Origin of the sequence: Salmonella sp. SAL-020, from assembly GCF_017372215.1 — a bacterium.
Taxonomy (GTDB): Bacteria; Pseudomonadota; Gammaproteobacteria; order Enterobacterales; family Enterobacteriaceae; genus Salmonella; species Salmonella enterica.
The window spans coordinates 621,702-647,160 of sequence record NZ_CP071690.1; the positions used below are offsets into that span (position 1 = coordinate 621,702).

Below are 25,459 nucleotides of genomic sequence, written 5' to 3' on the forward strand. Positions count from 1 at the left end.
CGTTCCGCCCCAGGGCGTGGACGCAGGCTGACATCGACGGAGGCACTACATGAATGAATTTCCGGTCGTTCTGGTCATTAATTGCGGATCATCTTCTATCAAATTCTCTGTACTGGATTTCGCTACCTGTGATGTTTTAATGGCGGGAATAGCAGATGGAATGAATACTGAAAACGCCTTTTTATCTATTAATGGCGATAAGCCGATAAACCTCTCGCACTCTAATTATGAGGACGCGTTAAAAGCCATTGCCTTTGAGCTGGAAAAACGTGATTTAACGGATAGCGTGGCATTAATTGGTCACCGTATCGCGCACGGTGGAGAGCTATTTACGCAGTCCGTCATTATTACCGATGAGATTATCGATAATATTCGTCGGGTATCACCTTTAGCGCCGCTGCATAATTACGCTAATTTAAGCGGCATTGACGCGGCGCGGCACCTTTTCCCGGCCGTGCGTCAGGTGGCGGTATTTGATACCAGTTTCCACCAGACGCTGGCGCCGGAAGCCTATTTGTACGGATTGCCGTGGGAATATTTTTCCAGCCTGGGTGTGCGTCGCTACGGCTTTCACGGTACGTCGCATCGCTATGTTTCGCGGCGCGCGTATGAACTGCTTGACCTCGATGAAAAAAACTCGGGTCTGATTGTCGCGCATCTGGGCAATGGGGCGTCTATCTGCGCGGTACGCAATGGTCAGAGCGTGGATACCTCAATGGGGATGACGCCGCTTGAGGGGCTGATGATGGGCACTCGCAGTGGCGACGTTGATTTCGGCGCGATGGCGTGGATAGCCAAAGAAACCGGGCAGACGTTGAGCGATCTGGAGCGAGTGGTGAATAAAGAGTCCGGTTTGCTCGGCATCTCCGGGTTGTCATCCGACCTTAGAGTCCTGGAAAAAGCCTGGCACGAAGGACATGAGCGCGCCCGGTTAGCGATAAAAACGTTTGTCCACCGTATCGCCCGTCATATTGCCGGACACGCGGCATCGTTACATCGGCTGGATGGCATTATTTTTACCGGCGGTATTGGTGAAAATTCAGTATTAATTCGCCAGTTGGTCATTGAACATTTGGGCGTACTGGGGCTTACGTTAGACGTTGAAATGAATAAGCAGCCGAATTCTCACGGCGAGCGCATTATTTCCGCTAACCCTTCTCAGGTTATTTGCGCTGTTATTCCCACGAATGAAGAGAAAATGATTGCCCTTGATGCCATTCATTTAGGCAACGTGGAAGCACCAGTGGAATTTGCATAACTTAACGGCTGTTCTGTAGAGAGATTATTTTTCATGAAGGTAAATATCGATACCAGCGATATGCTGTATGCCGAAGCATGGCGTGATTTTAAAGGTACGGACTGGAAAGAAGAAATTAATGTCCGTGATTTTATTCAGCATAACTATACGCCCTATGAGGGGGATGAATCTTTTCTCGCCGACGCGACGCCAGCGACCACGGCGCTGTGGGAAAAGGTGATGGCGGGAATACGTATCGAGAACGCGACCCATGCGCCGGTGGATTTCGATACCAACATCGCGACGACGATTACCGCGCACGATGCGGGGTATATTGAAAAAGAGCTGGAAAAAATCGTCGGTTTACAAACGGATAAGCCGCTTAAACGCGCTTTGCATCCGTTTGGCGGCGTTAACATGATCAAAAGTTCATTCCACGCCTATGGCCGCGAAATGGACGCCGATTTTGAATATACCTTTACCGACCTGCGGAAAACCCATAATCAGGGCGTATTCGATGTTTACTCGCCGGATATGCTGCGCTGCCGTAAATCCGGCGTATTAACCGGTTTGCCGGATGGTTATGGTCGCGGGCGCATTATTGGCGATTATCGTCGCGTCGCGCTGTATGGCATCCGTTATCTGGTACGCGAACGCGAGCTGCAATTCGCCGACCTGCAGTCGAATCTGGAGCAGGGACAGAATCTTGAGGCGACGATTCGCCTGCGTGAGGAGTTGGCGGAGCACCGTCGCGCGCTGCTGCAAATGCAGGAGATGGCGGCGAAATACGGCTATGATATCTCCCGCCCGGCGCGGAACGCGCAGGAAGCGGTACAGTGGCTCTACTTCGCCTACCTGGCAGCGGTAAAATCGCAAAATGGCGGTGCAATGTCGCTGGGAAGAACCGCGTCGTTCCTTGATATCTACATTGAGCGCGATTTCAACGCGGGCCTTCTGACAGAGCAGCAGGCGCAGGAGCTGATCGACCATTTCATCATGAAGATCCGCATGGTGCGCTTCCTGCGCACGCCGGAATTTGATTCGCTCTTTTCCGGCGATCCGATCTGGGCCACCGAAGTTATTGGAGGGATGGGGCTCGATGGCCGCACTCTGGTGACGAAAAACTCCTTCCGTTATCTGCATACCCTGCACACGATGGGACCAGCGCCGGAGCCGAACCTGACCATACTGTGGTCAGAAGCGTTGCCGGTGGCATTCAAGAAATATGCTGCGCAGGTCTCCATCGTGACCTCATCTTTGCAGTATGAAAACGACGATTTAATGCGTACCGACTTTAACAGCGACGATTACGCCATCGCTTGTTGCGTCAGCCCGATGGTCATCGGTAAGCAGATGCAGTTCTTCGGCGCGCGCGCCAACCTTGCCAAAACGTTGCTGTACGCTATCAATGGCGGCGTTGATGAGAAACTGAAAATCCAGGTCGGGCCGAAAACCGCGCCATTAATGGATGAGGTGCTGGATTACGACGCGGTAATGGAGAGCCTCGACCACTTTATGGACTGGCTGGCGGTGCAGTACATTAGCGCGCTGAACATCATTCACTACATGCACGATAAGTACAGCTATGAAGCTTCGCTGATGGCGCTGCACGACCGTGATGTGTATCGGACGATGGCGTGCGGCATCGCCGGACTGTCGGTGGCGGCGGATTCCCTGTCCGCCATCAGGTACGCTCAGGTGAAGCCGATTCGCGACGAAAATGGCCTTGCCATCGACTTTGCTATTGAAGGCGAGTATCCGCAGTACGGCAACAACGATGAGCGCGTGGACAGCATCGCCTGCGACCTGGTGAAACGCTTTATGCAAAAAATTAGCGTGTTGCCGACGTATCGCAATGCGGTGCCGACGCAGTCCATTTTGACCATCACCTCGAACGTCGTGTACGGGCAGAAGACCGGCAATACGCCGGATGGACGCCGCGCCGGAACGCCGTTCGCGCCGGGGGCGAACCCGATGCATGGTCGTGACCGCAAAGGGGCAGTGGCCTCGCTGACGTCGGTGGCGAAACTGCCGTTTACCTACGCCAAAGACGGTATTTCGTACACCTTCTCGATTGTGCCTGCGGCGCTCGGGAAAGAAGATGCGGTGCGGAAAACCAATCTTGTCGGCCTGCTGGACGGCTATTTCCATCATGAAGCACAGGTAGAAGGCGGGCAGCATCTGAACGTCAATGTCATGAACCGTGAAATGTTGCTGGATGCGATTGAACATCCGGAAAACTACCCGAACCTGACGATCCGCGTTTCCGGCTATGCCGTGCGCTTCAATGCGCTGACGCGTGAGCAGCAACAGGACGTTATTTCGCGCACCTTTACTCAGGCGATGTAACGTGAACGGGGCGATCGTGTGGATCGCCCCGCGACGGATCTTCACTGAACGGTAATCTTAGGGGGAGATATGATTAGCGCATTTGATATTTTTAAGATTGGCATTGGACCTTCAAGCTCCCATACCGTAGGGCCAATGAATGCAGGAAAATGTTTTATCGATCGGCTGATCGACAGCGGCGACCTGCCGCGAACGACGCGCATCACGGTTGATCTTTACGGATCGCTATCGCTGACGGGCAAAGGCCACGCGACCGATACCGCCATCATTATGGGCCTGGCGGGCAATACGCCGCAGGATGTCAATATTGATAGCATTCCGGCGTTTATCCAGGAGGTTGCCCGCAGCAGCCGTTTATCGGTGGCGGGTGGCGCGCATGTGGTGGATTTTCCCGTCGCCGACAGTATTCTCTTTCACGCTGAAACCCTGGCGCGCCATGAAAACGGTATGCGTATTACCGCCTGGAACGGACAAGCGCCGCTTTTACACAAAACGTATTACTCTATTGGCGGCGGCTTTATTGTCGAAGAGGAGCGTTTTGGTCAGTCGCACGACGTAGAAAAATCGGTGCCGTATGATTTTCATTCCGCCAGCGAACTGTTGACGCTGTGTGAAAGACAGGGGCTCTCGGTTTCCGGCCTGATGATGCAAAATGAACTGGCGTTGCGGAGCAAAGAGCAGATTGACGCTGGCTTTGCCCGCATCTGGCAGGTGATGGCGACCGGAATTGAACGTGGCATGAATACTGAGGGCGTGCTGCCGGGGCCGCTGAACGTTCCACGCCGCGCGGTAGCGTTACGGCGTCTGCTGGTCTCCAGCGATAATCTCTCCCGCGATCCGATGAACGTCATTGACTGGATTAACATGTTCGCCCTGGCCGTGAGCGAAGAGAACGCGGCGGGCGGGCGAGTGGTCACCGCGCCGACCAACGGCGCGTGCGGCATTATTCCCGCGGTGCTGGCCTATTACGACAAATTCCGTCGCCCGGTCAATGCCAACTCTATCGCCCGCTATCTGCTGTCGTCGGGGGCGATTGGCATGCTGTACAAGATGAACGCCTCGATATCCGGCGCGGAAGTGGGGTGTCAGGGTGAGGTTGGCGTCGCGTGTTCGATGGCGGCGGCGGGGCTGACAGAACTGCTGGGCGGCAGCCCTGCGCAGGTCTGTATTGCGGCGGAAATTGCGATGGAGCATAACCTTGGCCTCACCTGTGACCCGGTGGCGGGTCAGGTACAAATCCCTTGTATTGAACGTAATGCGATTAACGCCGTTAAAGCGGTGAATGCGGCGCGAATGGCGCTACGCCGTACCTCTGAGCCGCGGGTTTCGCTCGATAAAGTGATCGAAACCATGTACGAAACGGGTAAAGACATGAACGACAAATATCGCGAGACGTCGCGCGGCGGTCTGGCGATTAAAGTCGTTTGTGGATAGGCCCGACAGGCGCAGCGTGAGCAGGCTATGGGATAACGCAGAAGACAGAAGCTGAGAAAAGGGCGCACCAACGTGCGCCCTTTTTTGTTGTGATACGCGTCAAATAGAGAAAATAACAATATTAAATAAATAGTAAATAGAAAATAATTCTTAACCCACAAGAAATGCAGGCGTTTTATTGGTAAGTTTTTCTCTTATCGTGCGCGTATGATTTTCTTATTACAAGAAAGTACCTGCACCTCACGTTCTGCATATCGCCTTGCTGCGGCACGAAAAATAAAAAAACCTCTACCTACACATTGAGCGAGAATTTTATGGAATCGGCTAGTAATACCAGCGTAATCCTCGACGCATCAGCCCCGGCGCGTCGGGCAGGGATGACAGAAAGCGAATGGCGTGAAGCCATCAAATTTGATAGTACCGACACCGGTTGGGTCATTATGAGTATCGGGATGGCGATCGGCGCAGGGATCGTTTTTCTTCCTGTCCAGGTTGGCCTGATGGGACTTTGGGTCTTTTTACTCTCTTCTATTATTGGCTATCCGGCCATGTACCTGTTCCAGCGGCTGTTTATTAATACGCTGGCGGAATCCCCGGAATGTAAAGACTACCCCAGCGTGATCAGCGGCTATCTGGGCAAAAACTGGGGTATTTTATTAGGCGCGCTGTACTTTGTAATGCTCGTCATCTGGATGTTCGTCTATTCTACGGCAATTACTAACGACAGCGCCTCTTATCTGCATACTTTCGGCGTAACGGAAGGATTACTTTCCGATAGTCCGTTTTATGGTCTGGTGCTGATCTGCATCCTGGTGGCGATTTCCTCACGCGGTGAAAAATTACTGTTCAAAATCTCCACCGGCATGGTGCTGACCAAGCTACTGGTAGTGGCGGCGCTGGGCGTCTCTATGGTGGGTATGTGGCATCTGTATAACATTGGCGCGCTGCCGCCGATGGCCATGCTGATTAAAAACGCCATTATTACCCTGCCATTTACGCTGACCTCGATTTTATTTATCCAGACGTTAAGCCCAATGGTGATCTCTTACCGTTCACGCGAAAAATCTATTGAGGTCGCACGCCATAAAGCGCTGCGTGCCATGAATATTGCGTTTGGCATCCTGTTCGTTACCGTATTTTTCTATGCGGTTTCCTTCACCCTGGCGATGGGGCATGACGAAGCGGTGAAAGCCTACGAGCAGAATATTTCCGCCCTGGCGATCGCCGCGCAATTTATTAGCGGCGATGGCGCAGGCTGGGTCAAAGTGGTTAGCGTAATTCTGAACATCTTTGCCGTCATGACCGCCTTCTTTGGCGTTTATTTAGGATTCCGCGAAGCGACGCAAGGCATTGTGATGAATATCCTGCGCCGTAAAATGCCCGCCGAGAAGATTAAGGAAAATCTGGTACAGCGCGGCATTATGATTTTCGCTATTTTGCTGGCCTGGAGCGCCATTGTGCTCAATGCGCCGGTACTGAGCTTCACCTCTATTTGTAGCCCTATCTTCGGTATGGTGGGCTGTTTAATTCCGGCATGGTTGGTCTACAAGGTTCCCGCATTGCACAAATATAAAGGCGCTTCGTTGTACCTGATTATTATTACCGGTCTGCTGCTATGCGTTTCTCCGTTCCTGGCATTCTCTTGATATACCTGAGATTAAGGTTGTTGTTATGTTTGAATCTAAAATAAATCCATTGTGGCAAAGTTTTATCCTGGCCGTACAGGAAGAAGTAAAACCGGCGCTGGGGTGTACTGAGCCAATTTCACTGGCGCTGGCGGCAGCGGCGGCGGCGGCTGAACTTGACGGCACAGTTGAACGCATTGACGCGTGGGTTTCGCCTAATCTGATGAAAAATGGTATGGGTGTTACCGTTCCAGGAACGGGAATGGTAGGGCTACCGATCGCCGCGGCGTTGGGCGCGTTGGGCGGTGATGCGAAAGCCGGGTTGGAGGTGTTAAAAGACGCTTCCGCTAAAGCCGTTGCCGATGCAAAAGCGATGCTGGCCGCTGGACATGTCGCGGTGATGTTGCAGGAGCCATGTAACGATATCCTGTTTTCACGGGCGAAAGTGTATAGCGGCGATAGCTGGGCATGTGTCACGATCGTCGGCGATCATACAAATATTGTGCGGATAGAAACCAACAAGGGTGTGGTATTTACCCAGGCCGATAATGCGCAGGAAGAAGAAAAAAACTCGCCACTGGGAGTGCTGTCTCATACCTCGCTGGAAGAGATCCTGGCGTTTGTGAATGCGGTGCCCTTTGACGCTATTCGCTTTATTCTCGATGCGGCCAGGCTAAACGGCGCGTTGTCGCAGGAGGGACTGCGTGGTTCCTGGGGGCTGCATATCGGTTCGACGCTGGCCAAACAGTGCGATCGCGGTCTGCTGGCGAAAGATCTCTCCACGGCGATTTTGATCCGTACCAGCGCGGCGTCAGACGCCAGAATGGGCGGCGCCACGTTGCCCGCGATGAGCAACTCCGGTTCTGGCAACCAGGGGATTACCGCCACGGTGCCAGTCATGGTGGTTGCTGAACATGTCGGCGCCGATGACGAGCGCCTGGCGCGCGCGCTAATGTTATCGCATTTGAGCGCTATCTATATTCACCATCAGCTTCCGCGTTTGTCGGCTCTGTGCGCGGCAACCACGGCGGCGATGGGCGCGGCGGCGGGTATGGCGTGGCTGATAGATGGTCGTTACGACACTATCGCAATGGCTATCAGCAGTATGATTGGTGATGTCAGCGGGATGATTTGCGATGGCGCGTCGAATAGCTGCGCGATGAAAGTCTCTACCAGCGCGTCGGCGGCGTGGAAAGCCGTACTGATGGCGTTGGACGATACGGCGGTGACCGGAAACGAAGGGATTGTGGCGCACAATGTCGAACAATCTATTGCGAATTTGTGTTCGCTGGCGTGTCGCTCAATGCAGCAGACAGACAAGCAGATCATCGAGATTATGGCCAGTAAAGCGCATTAATAATAACGCCCCGGCATGACGTCGGGGCAGCGTGTTGCCCGATGGCGCTGCGCTTATCGGGTCTACCCGTTATCAGCCGGATCGGGCGCTTGCGCCGCCATCCGGCATGATTTCAGGCTGCGGCCTCTTCTTCTGCCAGCCGGGCTTCGGCGTCCGCCACGATGGCTTCCAGTTCGGTTAGCATCTCTTCATAGCCCAGCGGCACAGTGGCGCTCATCGTCTCCTGTACGGCAGGTTTTACCACGGGCTGACGTTTCTTCGCCGATTTTTTGCTCATCTTGCGACTCCTTTTCTGGCTGGCTACACCGGTAAATCTACCAGTAATGCGCGCAGCGGCGTATCGGCAACCAGCGTAATGTTAGGTTCATCACGAATAAATGCGCCATCTCCGCAGGTTAACGCCTCGCGTTCTTCGTTGTGCGTCATCGCGTGGAACGTACCGTGAATCGACTGCAAATAGGCGCGCGGCCCGTGAAGCTGGAAGTTAAGCGATTCGCCTTTCTCCAGCGTAATATGATGTACCCAGACCTGTTGGCGCAGTTGTAAGCTGTTTTGCTCACCGTCGGGCGAGGCAAGAAGCTGTTGTTGCGCCGTCGAGAGTGGGATTTTTTGTACCAGCGCGTTTTCCCGTTCAGGACAGGCGTCAAGCCACAGTTGCATTCGGGTTAACGGCTTAACTTTGCTGAGATTATGTTCGCTGTAGCTAATGCCCGGCTGCGCGGCGAGCAGCAACGCTTCGCCCGCTTTAGCCTGTACATGGTTGCCGTCGCTGTCGCGGTATTCCGCTTCGCCGTCCAGAATCAGGTTTAAAATATCCACCTTTGGATAAGTTCGAGGCTGAAAAGAGGCGCCCGGCGCCAGCACTTCCTGGTTCAGTACGCGCAACGACGCGTAGCCCAGCAGTGTAGGGTCGAAATAGTGTCCAAAGGAGAAGGTATAGCGGGCCTGTAGCCATCCGTAGTCTGCCTGTCCACATTGTTTGGCGGTTCGGGTCGTAATCATCGTTATTAACCTCTCTTTACTTCCTTTTATGTTAAGGGGCTGGACGCTGCATTGTTAGCCAGATATTCTGCCCGGTATGTTCAAATTTCCTGAATGAGAACGTTATGGCTAAAGAGAGAGCGCTGACGCTTGAAGCATTGCGTGTGATGGACGCCATTGACCGCCGGGGCAGTTTTGCCGCAGCGGCTGATGAGTTGGGGCGGGTGCCCTCCGCGCTGAGTTACACCATGCAGAAGCTGGAAGAAGAGTTGGACGTTGTACTGTTCGATCGCTCCGGCCATCGTACAAAATTCACCAACGTCGGACGTATGCTGCTGGAACGCGGGCGGGTATTGCTGGAAGCGGCAGACAAGTTAACGACGGATGCTGAAGCGTTGGCCCGCGGTTGGGAAACGCATCTGACGCTGGTCACTGAAGCTCTGGTACCGACGCCTGCTTTTTTTCCGCTGATCGACCGGCTGGCCGCTAAAGCCAATACGCAGCTTTCATTGATTACCGAAGTACTGGCTGGCGCATGGGAGCGGCTTGAGCAGGGACGGGCGGATATCGTTATCGCCCCGGATATGCATTTTCGATCGTCGTCGGAAATTAACTCCCGTAAGTTGTATTCGTTAATGAATGTGTATGTCGCCGCGCCTGACCACCCTATTCATCAGGAGCCGGAGCCGCTTTCGGAAGTGACGCGGGTTAAATACCGCGGCGTAGCGGTAGCGGATACCGCGCGCGAGCGGCCGGTATTAACGGTGCAACTGCTGGATAAGCAGCCACGTCTGACGGTAAGCACGATTGAAGATAAACGTCAGGCGCTGCTGGCCGGGCTTGGCGTCGCGACTATGCCATATTCGATGGTGGAACAGGATATTGCCGAAGGGCGGCTACGCGTGGTCAGCCCGGAATCGACCAGCGAAATCGATATTATTATGGCCTGGCGGCGCGACAGTATGGGGGAGGCAAAAGCCTGGTGCCTGCGGGAAATACCTAAGCTATTCGCCGGAAAATAAATAGCGCGCGGCGCTTTAAAAGCGGCGCCGCGCCGCCATCAGGAAAAACGTTTCGGATCGGGGCCGAAGCGGTTGTCGCCCGGCGTACCATTCTGGCAGTTGAACGCGATGATGATAAGCCAGCCGATAATGGGGATAAGTAGCAACAGTAGCCACCATGCGGAGCGGTCAGTGTCATGCAGACGACGGAACTGCACGGCCCACCACGGTAAAAAGATCAGAACGCCGTAAATGGTGGTCAGAACGCCTTCACCCCCGGCGCGTTGCCAGCCAAGCATGGCGTCCAGCAGGCCCAACACAAAGGTAAAGATGATATTGACCAGAATAAACATCCAGTACTCTTTGCGTCGCGCGCGGCCGCCAAATCCCAGATAATTTTTTAAAACCTTTAAATACCAATCCATTTTCGCCTCAATAATGGTTCAATCACTTGTTTTTAAAGTAATCAAACTAAGAATAGCCGCGAATGAAATGTTGGTAAATATTTGTGGTATTTATTAATAAGGCGTCCCGGAGGACGCCTGAAATTAGCCAAAGCGTACGTCGCGCCCGTGAGGTTCGAGCAGATCCTGCCACGGTCCGATGGAAATGATACCCGTGGGGTTAATCGTTTTATGGCTACGGAAATAGTGGTGACGAATATGGTCAAGATTAACGGTTTCAGCAATGCCCGGTATTTGATAGATATCGCGCAGGAAACCGTACAGATTCAGGTAGTCGCTGATTCGGTATTTGTCGCATTTGAAATGAGTCACGTAAACCGGATCAAAGCGTACCAGGGTCGTCCATAAGCGGATATCCGCCTCGGTCAACTGGTCGCCCGTCAGATAGCGGTGCTGTCCGAGAATCTGCTCCAGGCGCGCCAGCGCAGTAAACACCTTTTCTACCGCTTCATCATACGCTTGCTGGCTGGTGGCGAAGCCTGCTTTATAAACGCCGTTATTAACGTTGTCATAAATCCAGCCGTTTAACTCGTCAATTTTGCTTTGCAGCGCGGGGGGATAGTAATCCCCGGCTTTAGCGCCCAGCCCATCGAAGGCGGAGTTAAACATACGAATGATTTCGGCGGACTCGTTGCTGACGATAGTATGATTTTTTTTATCCCATAAGACCGGTACGGTGACGCGGCCGCTGTAGTGTGGATCGGCGTGCAGATACAACTGGTAGAGAAATTCATGCTGATAGAGGGTATCGCCGGTGGCCGCCGGAAAAGTATCATCAAACGTCCAGCCGTTTTCCAGCATCAATGGATTCACGACGGAAACCGGAATAAACGGCTCCAGACCTTTCAGTTTACGGAAAATGAGCGTGCGATGCGCCCAGGGGCAGGCAAGGGAAACGTACAGATGGTAACGATCTTTTTCTGCGGCGAATCCGCCTTCGCCGGAAGGTCCGGGCGCGCCGTCAGCGGTAAGCCAGTTGCGGAAAGCCGACGCTGAACGCTGAAATTTCCCCCCGGAAGATTTGGTGTCATACCAGGTGTCGTGCCAGACGCCATCGATCAGTTGTCCCATGTCTCTCTCCTTCAGATGACAAAAGCGAGGCGCTATTCCCTCGCTTTTTTAATTGAGTATAGATTGCTTACCACTTTTTATTCAGCAGACGGTCAAGGCTGAACGCGCCAGGCCCGGTTAACGCCAGTAATAAGAATCCGCCGGCAATGGTCAGGTTTTTCATAAACATCAGCGAGTTTACACCTTCTGCAAAATTGCTATGGAAGATCAATGCCGTCAGCAACGTAAAACCAGCGGTAAAAAGCGCAGTGGTGCGGGTGAGGAATCCCAGCAGAATCGCCAGACCGCCGCCGAACTCAAGCAGTATGGTGAGCGGCAGCAGGAATCCTGGTACGCCCATCGCTTCCATATACTGCTGTGTGCCCGCATAGCCGCTAATTTTTCCCCATCCTGCGGTAATAAACAGAACTGGCATTAAAATACGCGCTATCAGTACACCAACATCTTCTAATTTTTTCATTTTATTCTCCAGGGGGCCGACTCGGCGGCTGCTGCTATTTTCATGAGCAATGACGCGGTTTGGCGCGTCATTGTTATCGCTGGAGAGAATCATAAACGTGGCATACAGAAATTGTTAGCAAGGAAAATTGCCAAATTTTTTCAAAAAATTTGAGTGATTGGTAAAGAGACTATATGCATAAAAGTATCGCGCCACCAGGTGTAATCGGGTGATAACCTGATGGCGCGATGCTATAAAAGAAAAGATATTAACCGCGGAGCTGTTGTTGACGGAGGGTAGTTTTTACCAGGCGCCAGGCGCTCCAGATACCCAGGCCGCGTTTCGCCCAGCGTACCAACATATTAGGATGACGGATGGTCCAGATGGCCATTACGCTGCTACCGACCAGCGCCCAGGAGCGCAGGCTTAACACCGTATTCCAGCCGCGATCGTACGCGCCGGTGGTCTCCAGCCAGTCGCGACGGCTGGCGGACAGATCCAGCCGTTGCTGCTGGATCTGACTGAGAAGCAGCGCTTTACGTTTTTCGCGTTCGCCTTTGCTGCTCACGACTGATCGTCCTCCAGAATTTGCCGATCGTTAGCCAGTTCGTGCCGCGTATGGCGCAATAGCGTGGACTGACGCGCTTTGCGCAAAGTCCAGATGCCGCCGATTAGCGCAAGCACTAACAGCACAACAGTGGTAGCGATCATCGCGTTCAAACGGTACTGAGGATCGATAGCCCAGATGACCAGAACCATCAGGCTCATTAAGCCAAACGCCGCGAAGAGCATGGTAAGACCTACCATCAGCAAAAGCTGAAAGAGGTTCGCCTTCTCTTCTTCCAGTTCTACTACCGCCAGTCGCAGCCGGGTTTCCACCATCTCAACGATAATGGTGACAATCCGCTGCCCGATACCCAGTACGCTTTTGCCTGGTCCTTGTGCCTGTCGAGAGTCCGCCATAATTAACGACGCGTCAGCAGTACGCCCAACACCAGACCGACAGCGGCGCCAATGCCTACGCCTGTCCAGGGATTTTCGCGCACATAATCATCGGCGCGGGCGGCGGCGACGCGAGTCTGTTTGGCAATCACATCACCCGTTTCGCCCAGGCGGTAACGGCTCTCTTTCAGCGCGCGCTCGGCTTTGCTACGAATCTTACTCAACTCTTCTTTCGACTTTTCGCCCGAAGAGCTCAGCACTTCTTCAAGCGTATCGGTCAGGGATTTCAACTCAGCGCGCAGATGTTCCGTAGTGTTATCTTTCGACATAGTTTTCTCCAGGTGAGTGAGTATTTACATTCGGCGTTAATTTAGTAGTCTCTGGCCTCAAGTTTTTTTAGCTCATCCTGAGCCTCGGCCAGCTTACGTTCACGTTTGTCTATTTTATCCGCATCGCCTTTTGCTTTTGCCTCGGCTAAATCACGTTGGCGTTCGGCTACCTCTTCTTTTTGCTCAGCGATCTTTTTCTGATGCTCGGCGCGCAGCTTGCTGTCAGTACAATTGGCGCGTACTTCGCTGAGCGCCTTGTTCAGACCCTCAATACGGCGCTGATTGTTGTGCTTTTCAGCGTAGCTAATTTCCTTTTGTATATCCTGCTCTTTTTCCTGACAAAGCGAATTAGCGTAGCTACCGGCGCTAAGTGTAAAAAGCGTGATAGCCAAAGCGATGCGGTATTTCATTCCTGAACTTTCCCTTATGTTCGGACCCGTTGTCCGGGGCGGTGATCCCGATAATAACGCGGTGGGTTAAACACCGCTTTATTAATCATAGTCATTAAACAATGAAATCACCAAAGTGAGTGATATGATTCGGATTCCTGGAGATTAGCCAAAGCGGTGTGAGCTTTCCCGTAAGCGGGACAGCCACTGTACCGTTTCGTTGTCATCGTCCTGCTGAGCGACGACATAACCGTGTGGTAACGTTTGATCAAGCACTGTTTTTGCTGCGGCGCTTTGCGCAGGGGAATCGAAGGTAATGAGCAACATGTCATTTTTAGGCGTAATGCTTTTAAAATGAATGCCGTTCGCATCCAGATGATGCAGAACTGAGAAGCCGTCTGGCATACTGGCGCCCTGGTTAACCGCGCGAATGGCCAGCGTCGACTCTTGCTGACGCAGCGTTGACCACGTCATCATGAGTATGGTCAGCATCAGTAGAAAAGCGCTGATCCAAATGAGTTGTCGGGCAGTTATGCGTGGTTTAAGCATAAGTTATCCCCGGCTCCCATACTTCTTTTTCCACAGCATGACCAGTGAACCCGCCAGGCCAAAAAAGAGCAGCACCACGGGCAGCAGCATCAGGCATGACATTAACTGATCTTCATATTTCATAAAGACGGGCGTTTTGCCCAGCAGATAGCCCAGCGACGTCAGGATAAGCACCCACAACAAGCCGCTCATCCAGTTGAAGAACTGAAAGCGCGCGTTATTCAGGCCGGATATGCCGGCAATGGTGGGCAGCAGTGTTCTGACAAACGCGATAAAACGGCCTATCAATAATGCCGACAGGCCGTGTTTATGGAAAAGGTGATGGGCGCGTTGATGATAATGTGCGGGGAGATGAGAGAGCCAGTTTTGCACGGTGCGGGTATTCCCCAGCCAGCGGCCCTGAATATAGCTCACCCAGCAACCCAGGCTGGCCGCGACGGTAAGCAGCAAAATGGTTTGTGGAAAACCCATCGCGCCTTTGGCGATCAGCACGCCGACCAGGATCAACAGGCTGTCGCCAGGCAAAAAGGCGGCAGGGAGCAGCCCATTTTCCAGAAACAAAATCATAAATAACACAAAATATAACATGCCAATCATGGAAGGATTGGCCAGTGTTTCAAAGTCCTGAGCCCACAGGGCATTCAGCAATTGAGTCAGTAGTTCCATTCAGTATTCCTGGAGAATCGGTTAACGTCACGCCGGTGATCTGAGGTTTGCACTGCCGCAACAGAGTTGGAGTTTTTATCAGCGTTGCGGAAACGGCAAATTCGCGGCCTGAACTATTCCTTGTTAAATTGTGAAGTAAGCAAGCACTAACACACAAAAATTCAAAATGCATCTAATTGTAACAAAGGTCAACGAAGTCCGTTATAGAAATTACGCGTCGTTGAGCTTTGATTTTGCTTATCGCAAGGGAGGGTGGCGAGAGGATTTACACAGGCTGACACTTTATACTTTACGCTGACCGAGCGCCGTGGCAGACGCCATCTACATATAACGTTACGCGAGGATGTTGCGCGTGAACATCAATTCGCTTTCCATCACAGCCTATGGATTGGGAGATTCAGATCTATCGTTACGCCGGATGGCATACGCCATCCGGCATCGATAATCACTTAGCTACGCAAGGCGTTATTCGCCAGACGTTCGTCCTCTGCCTGGCAGGCTGCCGCAGTGAACAGAACATCGGTAGACGAGTTCAGCGCCGTTTCACACGAATCCTGCAATACGCCGATAATAAAGCCGACCGCTACTACCTGCATCGCGATATCGTTCGGGATGCCAAACATGTTGCACGCCAGCGGGATCAGCAGCAATGAACCGCCTGCCACGCCGGAGGCGCCGCAAGCACACAGCGAGGCCACCACGCTCAGCAGCAGCGCTGTAGGCAGATCCACCGGGACGCCTAACGTATGGACTGCCGCCAACGTCAGAACCGTAATGGTAATTGCCGCGCCGGCCATATTGATAGTGGCGCCCAGCGGAATGGAAACGGAGTAAGTATCCCTGTCCAGATTCAGCTTTTCGCACAGCGCCATATTCACTGGAATATTGGCGGCAGAGCTGCGGGTAAAGAAGGCATAAACGCCGCTTTCACGCAGGCAGGCGAACACCAGCGGATAAGGGTTGCGACGAATTTTCCAGAATACCAACAGCGGGTTGACCACCAGCGCGACCAGCAGCATACAGCCAATCAAGACGACCAGCAGGTGCGCATAACCCCACAGGGTAGAGAAGCCGGTGGTTGCAAGCGTTGATGAAACCAGACCAAAAATACCGACTGGCGCGAAACGGATCACCAGTTTCACCATAAAGGTCACGGCGTTAGACATATCGTTCACGAGGTTTTTGGTGGTTTCATTGCCATGACGCAGGGCAAATCCCAGACCGACGGCCCACACCAGAATCCCGATATAGTTAGCGTTCAGCAGCGCGTCGATGGGGTTCGACACCATGCTCATCAGCAGACCGCGCAAGACTTCTACAATGCCGGACGGCGGCACGATATCCTGGGCGCTACTGGACAGATGCAGCGTTGAAGGGAAGGCGAAGCTGAACACAACGGCCGCCAGCGCGGCTGAAAAGGTGCCTAGCAGGTAAAGAAAGAGAATAGGGCGAATATTGGTTTTTTGGCCGTGCTGGTGGTTGGCGATCGAGGCCATTACCAGCATCAGCACCAGAACGGGGGCGACCGCTTTTAAGGCGCCGACGAACAGGGTGCCAAGCAAGCCAACCGCTTCTGCCGCAGGCTTAGAAATCCATGCCAGTAAAATCCCCAGTACCAGACCCACTAAAATTTGTTTAACCAGACTGCCTTGCGCTAAACGCTGCAGTAGCCCTGATGCTCGTTGCGTAGCCATTTCATGTTCCTTGTATTGTGTTGCTGGTCATCCCCTGCACGCTCTTACGGCGCATCTTTCAGGATGTAACAAAGTGTTTGCCTGGTTGAGTATAAGGAAAGTTGAAGGTTCGGGAAGCGAAATATCCTGGATTTTTTGCTGTGATCATGTTTTATAACTTTATATTAACAGTATTGTGACATGTTAAACAAAAACGCCCGGCAGGTGTGCGCTGCCGGGCGTTTTTGATGGGGCAGGTTTACCCCGATAAAAGATTATTGCGCTCGTAGTTTCTTATCGCGCTGATGGTTAACCCAGGCGTTAATCACCAGCGTAATGGTCAGAATGCCAAACACTACGCCCAGCGAAATCGCGATAGGAATATGGTAGAAGTCGACGATCAGCATCTTAATGCCGATAAAGACCAGAATGACCGCCAGACCATATTTCAGCATCGAGAAGCGTTCCGCCACGCCGGACAGCAGGAAGTACATCGCGCGCAGTCCTAAGATGGCAAACAGGTTAGAGGTCAGTACGATGAACGGGTCGGTGGTGACCGCAAAGATCGCCGGAATACTGTCAACGGCGAAGATCACATCGCTGAACTCAACCATAATCAGCACCAGCAGCAGCGGCGTGGCATACAGCAGGCCGTTTTTACGTACGAAAAAGTGCTCGTTCTCGATCGTATCGGTCATGCGCAGATGCCCGCGCAGCCAACGCACCATCGGTTTTTCGCCAATGCCGGATTCATCTTCCTTCGCCAGCGCCATTTTTACGCCGGTAAACAGCAGGAAGGCGCCGAACACATACAGCAGCCATTCGAACTGAGTGATAAGCCAGGTACCGGCGAAAATCATGATAGTACGCAACACGATCGCGCCAAGAACCCCATACACCAGCACCCGGCGTTGCAGAGCCGGAGGGACGGAGAAATAGCTAAACAGCATCAGCCAGACAAAGACGTTATCTACGGCCAGCGACTTCTCAATCAGATAGCCGGTAAGGAACGCCAATGCCTGCGGGTCAGCAACTTCGCGCCCTTGCGTTTCAGCCAGATACCACCAGAAAGCGGCGTTAAACAGTAGCGAGAGCGTTACCCACAGGATTGACCATCCTGCCGCTTGTTTCATCGACATCGCATGTGCGCCACGGCGTCCCTGCAACAACAGGTCGATGGATAGCATTATCACCACAACAACCGCGAATCCACCCCATAATAATGGCGTACCAACAGTATTCATTATTTCTCCCTATGCAAAAAAAAAACGGCTAACGCCGAATGGCATTAGCCGTTGCTTTTATGCATAGACCTTGCCATTCGGCAAGGTCTCACTTACAACAATAAAGGAATACGCTGACGCATTCCTTTATGGCTGCCCGGTGACCGGATGTGGTTTTGCACACATCGTAATGACGATCGACCGGCAATGAAGTTACTCCCCTTTGCGCGTAACAAAGTATGACAGGCCACGCGTAGAGTCAATGGCCTGTAACATATGATTTACATAATTTTACGCAGTAAGGGGATGAGTCAGATCGTCCGCCGGGAAGATGACCCCGGTTTGACGGCGTATTTCTGTCAGCCATTTTGCCGTGGCGCGACTTAGCGACAACCCCGGATGTTCCACGGCATGGTTTTCAATAAGCTGGGCAAACGCCCCGGCTTCATACAGCATGGTATTAATATGCTGAGGCTGGGTCAGATCCTGCATCAGCGCGCCGCGCGGCGCAAAACACACTTTCTGGCATTCCGACAGCTTTTCAATGACCAGCGATCCCCTCTCGCCCTGAATTTCACTGGCCAGTACCGAGTCGCTGACTTTGGAATGCTGTAGCGTGACGCTAAAATCGCCGTAATCCATAACCACGACGCCGTGTGCATCTACTCCGCTTTCCAATAAATTCGCCGACGCCTGAACGCTGCGCGGCTCGCCCCATAGCGCGATCGCCGACGCCAGACAGTAATACCCGATATCCATAATCGAACCATTGGAGAAGGCCGGATTAAACGTATTCGGATTTTCACCGTTCAGATAGCGCTGATAACGTGAAGAGTACTGGCAGTAATTTAGGAATGCTTTGTGCATTCTGCCGATTTTCGGCAACGATTCCCGCAGCAGCAGGAAGTTGGGCAGGCAGGCGGTTTTAAAGGCTTCAAACAGTACCCGCTGATTATCGCGCGCGCAGGCGATAGCGGCATCAACCTCCGCCAGGTTAGAAGCCAGCGGCTTTTCGCACATGACATGTTTTTTATGCTGCAAAAAGCGCTGCGTCTGGGAGAAATGCAGGGAATTCGGGCTGGCGATATAAACCGCCTCAATCGCGTCGCTTTGCGCCATCGCTTCCAGCGAGGTAAACAGATGCTCGACGGGATAATCATTTGCGAAAGACTGCGCCTGTTCAAGACTACGGGAGTAAACGGCGGCGAGCCTGAATTTGCCGGTTTCATGGGCGGCGTCGACAAACTGGCGCGTGATCCAGTTAGTCCCAATTACAGCGAAACGTATCATAAACGTCAGCGGACTCCAGAAAGGGATTTTTCGTCAATGTAGCACGCCTTTCCGCCCTTGCCAGTGCGCTGCGACGCACTCTGGCATTTTACTGGCGAGAAGGGCACCCGTGTGCGCTATCAGCCCCAATAGTGACGCCAGCGCCCAGATATTTAGGCTGACGGTGCAAAATTTTGGCATCCAGCACCGCGCTAACCCGCGCCAGCTTTTCCCGAAGTCGTGTGTAGGTTCCGTGCCTTTTATTCAGATCCGGCGCGTTAACGCCGATAGCGTCTATGCCATATTGTTGCGCCAGCCAGATCGCCCGTTGATTATGGAATGCTTGCGAGATAATCGTAATGCGGCTTTCGCCAAACACTTTCCGGGCGCGAACTACGGAGTCCAGCGTGGAGAATCCGGCATAATCACAAAAAATGGCCGCTTCCGGCACACCTTTCGCTATCAGCGCCTGCTGCATCGCCGAAGGTTCATCGTACTCTTTTTTGCCATTGTCGCCGCTGACTAACAGCCACTTCACTTTACCGGCGTGATACAACGCGGCGGCAGTATTAATCCGCCGGGTAAAATACCGATTGCCGGGTTTAGCGCCTAACACCAGCCCGACGTTGCGGGCGGGAACGGTCTGAATGCCATTCCATGTCAGATGCTGTGAGGCGTTGACGATAAGCCAGTTGGAATAGAAAAGCGCGACGCCTGCTGCGACAAGCAGAAAACACGCCACTGTTAACGCCCGGCGTGTAAAACAGAGGCGGCGGATAAAACGGGCACATTGTGAGAGCATGGTTGTTGCGCGGTTCCGTTGGCGGTGGATAAAAAATACCCTCTACAGATCGTCATCCTTGACGTGGCGGCAGGCAATGAGCGAAATGTGAACGCGCCGATTTTATGCCCACGCCGTTAAAAAGATACGGGGGAAGGGGCATTTTCAGAATTTATTGTGCCGACAGCGCCTGATGCGTCAGCCACAGTCGCGTATCAAACTCCAGTTGATGGTACTGCGGTTCCATATGGCAGCAGAGCTGATAAAACGCTTTGTTATGATCTTTCTCTTTCAGGTGTGCCAGTTCGTGAACCACAATCATCCGTAAGAATGGCTCCGGGGCGTTGCGAAACACGGTGGCGACGCGGATCTCCGCCTTTGCCTTGAGCTTGCCGCCCTGAACGCGCGAGACAGCGGTATGCAGTCCCAGCGCATTTTTCAGCACATGGATCTTGCTGTCATACATCACTTTATTGATGGGCGGCGCATTGCGCAGAAACTGACTTTTCAGTTCCTGAGTATAGTGATATAGCGCTTTGTCAGTAGCGTAATCATGCGCGCCGGGATAACGTTTTTCCAGCACTGCTCCCAGGCGCTGCTCGGCGATTAAGGCGCGCACCTGGGCAAGGAGATGTTCCGGATACCCCTGAAGGTAAGTTAGTGAGGTCATCAAAGCTCCATGTTGCTGATAAAAAGTGTATACTCACGCACCCTTTTCAGGGATAACGCCGCAATTTTACCATTCAGGAGGCCTAATGAGCCACGTAGACGACGGTTTCCGTTCACTGACGCTGAAACGTTTTCCGCAAACGGATGATGTTAACCCGCTTCTGGCGTGGGAGGCGGCCGATGAGTATCTGCTGCAACAGTTGGATGAGACGGAAATTCGCGGCCCGGTGCTGATCCTGAATGATACGTTTGGCGCGCTAAGCTGTGCGCTGGCGGAGCATTCGCCATACAGTATTGGCGATTCGTATTTAAGCGAACTGGGTACGCGAGAGAATTTACGCCATAACGGCATCGCGGAGTCCAGCGTAACGTTTCTCGACAGTACCGCTGACTACCCGCAGGCACCGGGCGTGGTATTGATTAAAGTACCGAAAACACTGGCGTTGCTGGAACAGCAGTTACGCGCTTTGCGTAAGGTCGTTACGGCGCAAACGCGTATTATCGCCGGCGCGAAAGCGCGTGATATTCATACCTCTACGCTGGAACTGTTTGAAAAAGTGCTGGGCCCAACCACGACGACGCTGGCGTGGAAGAAAGCGCGCCTGATTAACTGTACCTTCAGTCATCCGCAACTGGCCGACGCGCCGCAAACGCTAAGCTGGAAACTGGAAGATACAGGCTGGACGATTCACAACCACGCGAATGTGTTTTCTCGTACCGGATTGGATATCGGCGCGCGCTTCTTTATGCAGCATTTGCCGGAAAACCTCGACGGGGAGATTGTCGATCTCGGCTGCGGCAATGGGGTGATTGGCCTGAGCTTACTGGCGAAAAATCCGCAGGCGAACGTAGTATTTGTCGATGAATCGCCGATGGCGGTAGATTCCAGCCGTTTGAATGTAGAAACGAACCTGCCGGAAGCATTCGAACGCTGCGAATTTATGATCAACAACGCGCTCTCCGGCGTGGAGCCGTTCCGTTTTAACGCTGTGTTCTGCAACCCGCCGTTCCACCAGAAACATGCGCTGACGGATAATATCGCCTGGGAGATGTTCCATCATGCCCGCCGCTGCCTGAAAATCAACGGCGAACTGTATATTGTGGCGAACCGCCATCTGGACTATTTCCACAAGCTGAAGAAGATTTTCGGTAATTGCGCGACGATAGCAACCAACAATAAGTTTGTTATTTTGAAAGCGGTGAAGCAGGGACACCGTCGATAAGGCGCTCAAGCGTCATACCGGCCTATAAAACCGGTATGACGGCGTAAGCCCGATAAGCGCAGCGCCATCAGGTAAAGTCGTTAAATCTCCAGCGCCAGTCGGATGCCCTGGGCAATCGCCCGTCGGGCATCCAGCTCCATCGCGACATCGCATCCGCCGATAAGATGTACCGTTTTACCTGCGGCGCGTAACGGGTCCGCCAGCTCGCGGCGAGGTTCCTGTCCGGCGCAGATCACCACATGATCCACTTCCAGCAACTGCGGTTCGCCGCCGATCAAGAGATGTAATCCGTCGTCGTCGATCTTCTGGTAACTGACCGCCGGGATCATCTTCACGCCGCGCGCCAGTAACGTCGCGCGATGGATCCAGCCGGTGGTTTTACCTAACCCTTCGCCCGGCTTGCTGGCTTTGCGTTGCAGCATGACGATTTGCCGTGGACTACGTGCCAGGCGCGGGCCTTCCGGGCGCAGACCGCCTGCCTGTTGCAGGCTGGTATCAATTCCCCATTCCGTACAAAATTCAGCAATATTTTGGCTGGTGGATTCGCCATGCTGGCTCAGATACATGGCCGTGTCAAAACCGATCCCGCCGCAGCCAATGATCGCCACTCGCTTACCAACCGGCGCTTTATCGCGCAATACCTCCAGGTAGGTCAATACTTTTGGATGATCGATACCGTCTATCGGCGGGCGGCGCGGTACTATTCCGCAGGCGAGGATCGCTTCGTCAAACGGCTGAAGATCCTCTGCGTTCACCCGTTGGCTCAGTTTCAGCGTAACGCCAGTAACATCGATCATTCGACGGTAGTAGCGCAGCGTTTCGTAAAACTCCTCTTTACCCGGGATCTGCCTGGCGATAGTAAACTGGCCGCCAATTTCACTCTGGGCGTCAAACAGCGTGACATGATGGCCGCGCGACGCGGCGTTAATCGCGAAAGCCAGCCCCGCCGGGCCTGCGCCGACAACGGCCAGATTCTTTTTGCGTATGGCCGGCGCTATCGGCATGTGGGTTTCGTGACAGGCGCGTGGGTTCACCAGACAGGAGGTCACTTTGCCGATGAAGATCCGATCCAGACAGGCCTGATTACAGCCGATACAGGTGTTGATCTCATCTGCGCGTCCGGATTGCGCTTTAGTCAGGAATTCGGCATCGGCAAGGAAGGGACGCGCCATCGACACCATATCGGCATCGCCGCGCGTCAGGATCGTCTCGGCGACCTGCGGATCGTTAATGCGATTGGTCGCGATCAGCGGAACCGACACATGACCTTTGAGTTTCCGCGTCACCCAGCTAAAGGCGCCACGCGGTACTGGCGTGGCGATGGTCGGGATTCGCGCCTCATGCCAGCCAATGCCGGTATTAATTAGGCTTGCGCCTGCGGCTTCAATGGCTTGCGCCAGTTGTACCGTTTCGTCGAACGTGCCGCCATTTTCCACCAGATCGAGCATCGACAGGCGATAGATAATAATAAAGTCGTTCCCTACCCGCTGGCGTACCGCGCGTACTACCTCAACCGCGAAGCGCATACGGCTGGTATAGTCGCCGCCCCACTCGTCATCGCGATGGTTAGTTCGCCGGGTGAGAAATTCATTAATCAGATAGCCCTCTGATCCCATCACCTCTACGCCGTCGTAGCCTGCTTCCCGCGCCAGTTGCGCGCAATGCGCGAAGTCGTCGATTAACTGCAAGATTTCATCATGCGTCAGTTCATGCGGCATAAAGCGGTTGATTGGCGCCTGAATTGCCGACGGCGCGACCAGGTGCGGCTGATAGCTGTAACGTCCGGTGTGCAGAATTTGCAGCGCGATTTTACCGCCTTGCGCATGTACGGCATCGGTCACCACGCGGTGAGGCGTTAATTGGCTGGCGTCGTTCAGCATCGCGCCGCCGGTCATCACGACCCCGGAGGGAACGGGCGCAATACCGCCGGTGACGATTAACGCTACGCCGTGTCGCGCGCGCTCGGCATAAAATGCCGCCAGGCGCTCGGCGCCATCAGGATGTTCTTCCAGACCCGTGTGCATCGATCCCATCAGCACGCGGTTTCTGAGAGTAGTAAAGCCCAGATCGAGCGGGGCGAACAGCGATGGGTAGCTCATAAGCGTATCCAGTATGTAAAATTATTGTTATGTGGTCGGATGAGTTACTACTGTAGCCGTCGCGAGATAAAAGGGAAAAGGGGAATGTGGTGATTGTGATGGGATTCAAAAAAGAGGCCGCGACCCGGAGAAAACAGGCCGGATAAGCACAGCGCCATCCGGCATCGTTTTTAAACCTCTTCAACGCTCACCTGCATTGCCGCCAGCGCATTACGCGCTGATTTCAATACCTGTTCGCACAGTTCAATGGTTAGCGTGAGCGGTGGCTCGATACGAATTGTTTTCGCATTATTCAGCGTACCAGCGACCAGCACGCGTTGACGGAACATCTCACTGGCAAAACGGTAGCCCGTTTCGTTATCGACAAATTCAATGGCTATCAACATACCTTTGCCGCGCGCATCGTGTACCAGATTGGGATATTCACGCGCAAGTTGTCGAAAACCATCCAGGAGCGTATCGCCTTTTTGTTCCGCCTGGGCCGGGAGATTTTGCTCCAGCAGGACGTTAATGGTCGCCAGCGCGGCAGCACAAGCCAGCGGATTACCGCCAAAAGTGGTGGTATGCAGGAAGGGATTGTCGAACAGAACCGAAAACACCTCTTCAGTCGCGATGGTGGCGCCAATCGGCATCACGCCGCCGCCCAGGGCTTTCGCCAGACACAGAATATCAGGCTGCACATTTTCGTGCTCACAGGCAAACATCTTGCCGGTACGCCCCATGCCGGTTTGTACTTCATCCAGAATCATCAGCGCGCCGAATTCGTCACAGAGCTTACGTACCTCTGTCAGGTATCCCTGCGGCGGCAGGATCACGCCGCCTTCACCCTGAATAGGCTCCAGAATCACGGCTGCTATCTCGTCGCCCGTTTTTTTGCCTTCGCTAAATGCCATGCTCATCGCGTCGATATTGCCAAACGGCACATGGCGGAAGCCCGGCAGTAAAGGCATAAAGGGTCTGCGGAAGGTGGATTTGGCCGTGGCGGAGAGCGCGCCCAATGATTTGCCGTGAAATGCGCCGCTGGTGGCGATAAAGGTAAACTTGCCGCGTGGCGACTGATACGCTTTTGCCAGTTTTAGCGCCGCTTCGACGGATTCGGTGCCGCTGTTACAGAAAAAGCTGTACTTGAGTTTCCCCGGTGTCAGCGCCGCCAGCGTTTTTGCCAGCATCGCCCGCAAGGGGTCAAGTAACTCCTGGCTGTGGAGAGGTTGTTTTGCGAGTTGATTCTGGACGGCGGATACCACAACAGGATTACGGTGCCCCACGTTAAAGATGCCAAACCCCCCAAGACAGTCGATAAACTCCTGCCCCTGGGTGTCGACAAGCGTATTCAAACTGCCCGCTTGCCACTCTACGGCTCCGTAATCCCCGCCGGCGGTAACAGATTTCCGGTATTCCAGAAATCCTGGATTTACATGCTCTTTAAAGTAGTCAATGACCTCTCGGTTTAGTGCTTTCATTTCCTCATGGTTTAGCGTTCGCTTCTCGATGAGATTCAGTGCGTGCGCGCTACAGGCCAAAGCCGATGCGCTGGAAGGTAACCTGTTCAAAATGAGCTCCAGAGGGCCGTGTATCACATGATACTGAATTAAGTATTGCAGGGATTAGCGGGGGTCTAAGCCCATAGTGAAAATCGGGATAAACACCAGGGATAATCACATTTACACAACATTTAATGTCATGTGTTAA

Annotated in this window: 25 protein-coding genes; 7 read left to right on the forward strand and 18 right to left on the reverse strand. The window is 53.4% G+C overall.

Annotated features, from left to right (window positions below; genetic code table 11):
* Positions 1-49: 49 nt before the first annotated feature.
* From tdcD to J1G48_RS02990, 5 genes are all read left to right on the forward strand, one after another.
* Positions 50-1,258, forward strand: a complete 1,209-nt coding sequence (tdcD, locus tag J1G48_RS02970; RefSeq protein ID WP_001001844.1) for a propionate kinase — start codon at positions 50-52, stop codon at positions 1,256-1,258.
* A 33-nt stretch (positions 1,259-1,291) separates the two neighbouring features.
* Complete coding sequence (gene pflB / locus J1G48_RS02975) at positions 1,292-3,586, forward strand: formate C-acetyltransferase (RefSeq protein ID WP_000867321.1); 2,295 nt, start codon at positions 1,292-1,294, stop codon at positions 3,584-3,586.
* Between the two features lie 69 nt (positions 3,587-3,655).
* Positions 3,656-5,020 (forward strand): L-serine ammonia-lyase, encoded by a 1,365-nt coding sequence (gene tdcG / locus J1G48_RS02980; protein WP_000622076.1) that lies wholly within the window; start codon positions 3,656-3,658, stop codon positions 5,018-5,020.
* 314 nt (positions 5,021-5,334) lie between these two features.
* Positions 5,335-6,666, forward strand: a complete 1,332-nt coding sequence (locus tag J1G48_RS02985) for an amino acid permease (protein WP_000443192.1) — start codon at positions 5,335-5,337, stop codon at positions 6,664-6,666.
* A gap of 25 nt (positions 6,667-6,691) precedes the next feature.
* A complete protein-coding gene (locus tag J1G48_RS02990) occupies positions 6,692-8,002 on the forward strand; it encodes a serine dehydratase subunit alpha family protein (RefSeq protein ID WP_000463074.1) in 1,311 nt (436 codons plus the stop codon).
* Between the two features lie 112 nt (positions 8,003-8,114).
* Here J1G48_RS02990 and J1G48_RS02995 read toward each other — a convergent pair whose 3' ends face one another.
* Together J1G48_RS02995 and J1G48_RS03000 are read right to left on the reverse strand one after the other, a co-directional pair.
* Entirely contained in the window at positions 8,115-8,279 is a 165-nt protein-coding gene (locus J1G48_RS02995) for a hypothetical protein (RefSeq protein ID WP_000039327.1), read from the reverse strand.
* 23 nt (positions 8,280-8,302) lie between these two features.
* Positions 8,303-9,004 carry a pirin family protein gene (locus J1G48_RS03000; protein WP_000633552.1) on the reverse strand — a complete coding sequence of 234 codons (702 nt, stop codon included), beginning with the start codon at positions 9,002-9,004 and terminating at the stop codon, positions 8,303-8,305.
* A 104-nt stretch (positions 9,005-9,108) separates the two neighbouring features.
* Here J1G48_RS03000 and yhaJ point away from each other — a divergent pair, with 104 nt between their 5' ends.
* Positions 9,109-10,005 carry a DNA-binding transcriptional regulator YhaJ gene (gene yhaJ / locus J1G48_RS03005; protein WP_001041023.1) on the forward strand — a complete coding sequence of 299 codons (897 nt, stop codon included), beginning with the start codon at positions 9,109-9,111 and terminating at the stop codon, positions 10,003-10,005.
* Between the two features lie 38 nt (positions 10,006-10,043).
* Here the strand turns inward: yhaJ and J1G48_RS03010 are convergent, their stop codons facing one another.
* The 14 genes from J1G48_RS03010 to J1G48_RS03075 all read right to left on the reverse strand — a co-directional run bounded on the left by J1G48_RS03010 (position 10,044) and on the right by J1G48_RS03075 (position 20,449).
* A complete protein-coding gene (locus J1G48_RS03010) occupies positions 10,044-10,409 on the reverse strand; it encodes a DUF805 domain-containing protein (protein WP_000384139.1) in 366 nt (121 codons plus the stop codon).
* 123 nt (positions 10,410-10,532) lie between these two features.
* The gene (locus J1G48_RS03015) at positions 10,533-11,519 is read right to left on the reverse strand and encodes a glutathione S-transferase family protein (protein ID WP_000531162.1); all 987 of its coding nucleotides are present in this window, start codon (positions 11,517-11,519) and stop codon (positions 10,533-10,535) included.
* Positions 11,520-11,586: 67 nt separating this feature from the next.
* Positions 11,587-11,979, reverse strand: coding sequence for a DoxX family protein (locus tag J1G48_RS03020; protein ID WP_001592732.1), 393 nt, complete (start codon positions 11,977-11,979; stop codon positions 11,587-11,589).
* Between the two features lie 247 nt (positions 11,980-12,226).
* Positions 12,227-12,526, reverse strand: coding sequence for a YqjK family protein (locus tag J1G48_RS03025; RefSeq protein WP_000095496.1), 300 nt, complete (start codon positions 12,524-12,526; stop codon positions 12,227-12,229).
* Positions 12,523-12,921, reverse strand: a complete 399-nt coding sequence (locus J1G48_RS03030; protein ID WP_000785626.1) for a phage holin family protein — start codon at positions 12,919-12,921, stop codon at positions 12,523-12,525. Before J1G48_RS03030 ends, J1G48_RS03025 begins: the two co-directional genes overlap by 4 nt.
* Positions 12,922-12,923: 2 nt before the next feature.
* Entirely contained in the window at positions 12,924-13,229 is a 306-nt protein-coding gene (locus tag J1G48_RS03035) for a YqjD family protein (protein WP_000031219.1), read from the reverse strand.
* 41 nt (positions 13,230-13,270) lie between these two features.
* Positions 13,271-13,639 carry a DUF1090 domain-containing protein gene (locus tag J1G48_RS03040; protein ID WP_000877297.1) on the reverse strand — a complete coding sequence of 123 codons (369 nt, stop codon included), beginning with the start codon at positions 13,637-13,639 and terminating at the stop codon, positions 13,271-13,273.
* Positions 13,640-13,783: 144 nt separating this feature from the next.
* Entirely contained in the window at positions 13,784-14,167 is a 384-nt protein-coding gene (mzrA, locus tag J1G48_RS03045) for an EnvZ/OmpR regulon moderator MzrA (RefSeq protein ID WP_000917516.1), read from the reverse strand.
* A 3-nt stretch (positions 14,168-14,170) separates the two neighbouring features.
* Positions 14,171-14,833: a DedA family general envelope maintenance protein YqjA gene (gene yqjA / locus J1G48_RS03050; RefSeq protein WP_000422141.1), complete on the reverse strand. Its 663-nt coding sequence runs from the start codon at positions 14,831-14,833 to the stop codon at positions 14,171-14,173.
* A 449-nt stretch (positions 14,834-15,282) separates the two neighbouring features.
* Positions 15,283-16,527: a serine/threonine transporter SstT gene (gene sstT, locus J1G48_RS03055; protein ID WP_000235363.1), complete on the reverse strand. Its 1,245-nt coding sequence runs from the start codon at positions 16,525-16,527 to the stop codon at positions 15,283-15,285.
* 254 nt (positions 16,528-16,781) lie between these two features.
* On the reverse strand, positions 16,782-17,750 hold the full coding sequence (locus J1G48_RS03060; protein WP_001098833.1) for a TerC family protein: 969 nt from the start codon (positions 17,748-17,750) through the stop codon (positions 16,782-16,784).
* 270 nt (positions 17,751-18,020) lie between these two features.
* The gene (locus J1G48_RS03065) at positions 18,021-19,019 is read right to left on the reverse strand and encodes a Gfo/Idh/MocA family oxidoreductase (RefSeq protein WP_000617682.1); all 999 of its coding nucleotides are present in this window, start codon (positions 19,017-19,019) and stop codon (positions 18,021-18,023) included.
* Positions 19,020-19,107: 88 nt separating this feature from the next.
* On the reverse strand, positions 19,108-19,800 hold the full coding sequence (locus tag J1G48_RS03070; protein ID WP_000951050.1) for a vancomycin high temperature exclusion protein: 693 nt from the start codon (positions 19,798-19,800) through the stop codon (positions 19,108-19,110).
* 151 nt (positions 19,801-19,951) lie between these two features.
* Positions 19,952-20,449 carry a M48 family metallopeptidase gene (locus J1G48_RS03075; protein ID WP_000202966.1) on the reverse strand — a complete coding sequence of 166 codons (498 nt, stop codon included), beginning with the start codon at positions 20,447-20,449 and terminating at the stop codon, positions 19,952-19,954.
* An 85-nt stretch (positions 20,450-20,534) separates the two neighbouring features.
* On the opposite strand from J1G48_RS03075, the gene rlmG reads away from it, so the two are divergent.
* Complete coding sequence (gene rlmG / locus J1G48_RS03080; RefSeq protein ID WP_000019988.1) at positions 20,535-21,671, forward strand: 23S rRNA (guanine(1835)-N(2))-methyltransferase RlmG; 1,137 nt, start codon at positions 20,535-20,537, stop codon at positions 21,669-21,671.
* Between the two features lie 80 nt (positions 21,672-21,751).
* Here the strand turns inward: rlmG and J1G48_RS03085 are convergent, their stop codons facing one another.
* Together J1G48_RS03085 and ygjG are read right to left on the reverse strand one after the other, a co-directional pair.
* Positions 21,752-23,770, reverse strand: a complete 2,019-nt coding sequence (locus J1G48_RS03085) for an NADPH-dependent 2,4-dienoyl-CoA reductase (RefSeq protein ID WP_000121528.1) — start codon at positions 23,768-23,770, stop codon at positions 21,752-21,754.
* Positions 23,771-23,940: 170 nt separating this feature from the next.
* On the reverse strand, positions 23,941-25,320 hold the full coding sequence (gene ygjG, locus J1G48_RS03090; RefSeq protein WP_001576371.1) for a putrescine aminotransferase: 1,380 nt from the start codon (positions 25,318-25,320) through the stop codon (positions 23,941-23,943).
* Between the last annotated feature and the right edge of the window lie 139 nt (positions 25,321-25,459).

Bases quoted from the DNA above. Each gene is read 5' to 3' on its own strand.
- tdcD (WP_001001844.1), top strand. From the start codon at position 50: ATGAATGAATTTCCGGTCGTTCTGGTCATTAATTGCGGATCATCTTCT.
- pflB (WP_000867321.1), top strand. From the start codon at position 1,292: ATGAAGGTAAATATCGATACCAGCGATATGCTGTATGCCGAAGCATGG.
- tdcG (WP_000622076.1), top strand. From the start codon at position 3,656: ATGATTAGCGCATTTGATATTTTTAAGATTGGCATTGGACCTTCAAGC.
- J1G48_RS02985 (WP_000443192.1), top strand. From the start codon at position 5,335: ATGGAATCGGCTAGTAATACCAGCGTAATCCTCGACGCATCAGCCCCG.
- J1G48_RS02990 (WP_000463074.1), top strand. From the start codon at position 6,692: ATGTTTGAATCTAAAATAAATCCATTGTGGCAAAGTTTTATCCTGGCC.
- J1G48_RS02995 (WP_000039327.1), bottom strand. From the start codon at position 8,279: ATGAGCAAAAAATCGGCGAAGAAACGTCAGCCCGTGGTAAAACCTGCC.
- J1G48_RS03000 (WP_000633552.1), bottom strand. From the start codon at position 9,004: ATGATTACGACCCGAACCGCCAAACAATGTGGACAGGCAGACTACGGA.
- yhaJ (WP_001041023.1), top strand. From the start codon at position 9,109: ATGGCTAAAGAGAGAGCGCTGACGCTTGAAGCATTGCGTGTGATGGAC.
- J1G48_RS03010 (WP_000384139.1), bottom strand. From the start codon at position 10,409: ATGGATTGGTATTTAAAGGTTTTAAAAAATTATCTGGGATTTGGCGGC.
- J1G48_RS03015 (WP_000531162.1), bottom strand. From the start codon at position 11,519: ATGGGACAACTGATCGATGGCGTCTGGCACGACACCTGGTATGACACC.
- J1G48_RS03020 (WP_001592732.1), bottom strand. From the start codon at position 11,979: ATGAAAAAATTAGAAGATGTTGGTGTACTGATAGCGCGTATTTTAATG.
- J1G48_RS03030 (WP_000785626.1), bottom strand. From the start codon at position 12,921: ATGGCGGACTCTCGACAGGCACAAGGACCAGGCAAAAGCGTACTGGGT.
- J1G48_RS03035 (WP_000031219.1), bottom strand. From the start codon at position 13,229: ATGTCGAAAGATAACACTACGGAACATCTGCGCGCTGAGTTGAAATCC.
- J1G48_RS03040 (WP_000877297.1), bottom strand. From the start codon at position 13,639: ATGAAATACCGCATCGCTTTGGCTATCACGCTTTTTACACTTAGCGCC.
- mzrA (WP_000917516.1), bottom strand. From the start codon at position 14,167: ATGCTTAAACCACGCATAACTGCCCGACAACTCATTTGGATCAGCGCT.
- yqjA (WP_000422141.1), bottom strand. From the start codon at position 14,833: ATGGAACTACTGACTCAATTGCTGAATGCCCTGTGGGCTCAGGACTTT.
- sstT (WP_000235363.1), bottom strand. From the start codon at position 16,527: ATGGCTACGCAACGAGCATCAGGGCTACTGCAGCGTTTAGCGCAAGGC.
- J1G48_RS03060 (WP_001098833.1), bottom strand. From the start codon at position 17,750: ATGAATACTGTTGGTACGCCATTATTATGGGGTGGATTCGCGGTTGTT.
- J1G48_RS03065 (WP_000617682.1), bottom strand. From the start codon at position 19,019: ATGATACGTTTCGCTGTAATTGGGACTAACTGGATCACGCGCCAGTTT.
- J1G48_RS03070 (WP_000951050.1), bottom strand. From the start codon at position 19,800: ATGCTCTCACAATGTGCCCGTTTTATCCGCCGCCTCTGTTTTACACGC.
- J1G48_RS03075 (WP_000202966.1), bottom strand. From the start codon at position 20,449: ATGACCTCACTAACTTACCTTCAGGGGTATCCGGAACATCTCCTTGCC.
- rlmG (WP_000019988.1), top strand. From the start codon at position 20,535: ATGAGCCACGTAGACGACGGTTTCCGTTCACTGACGCTGAAACGTTTT.
- J1G48_RS03085 (WP_000121528.1), bottom strand. From the start codon at position 23,770: ATGAGCTACCCATCGCTGTTCGCCCCGCTCGATCTGGGCTTTACTACT.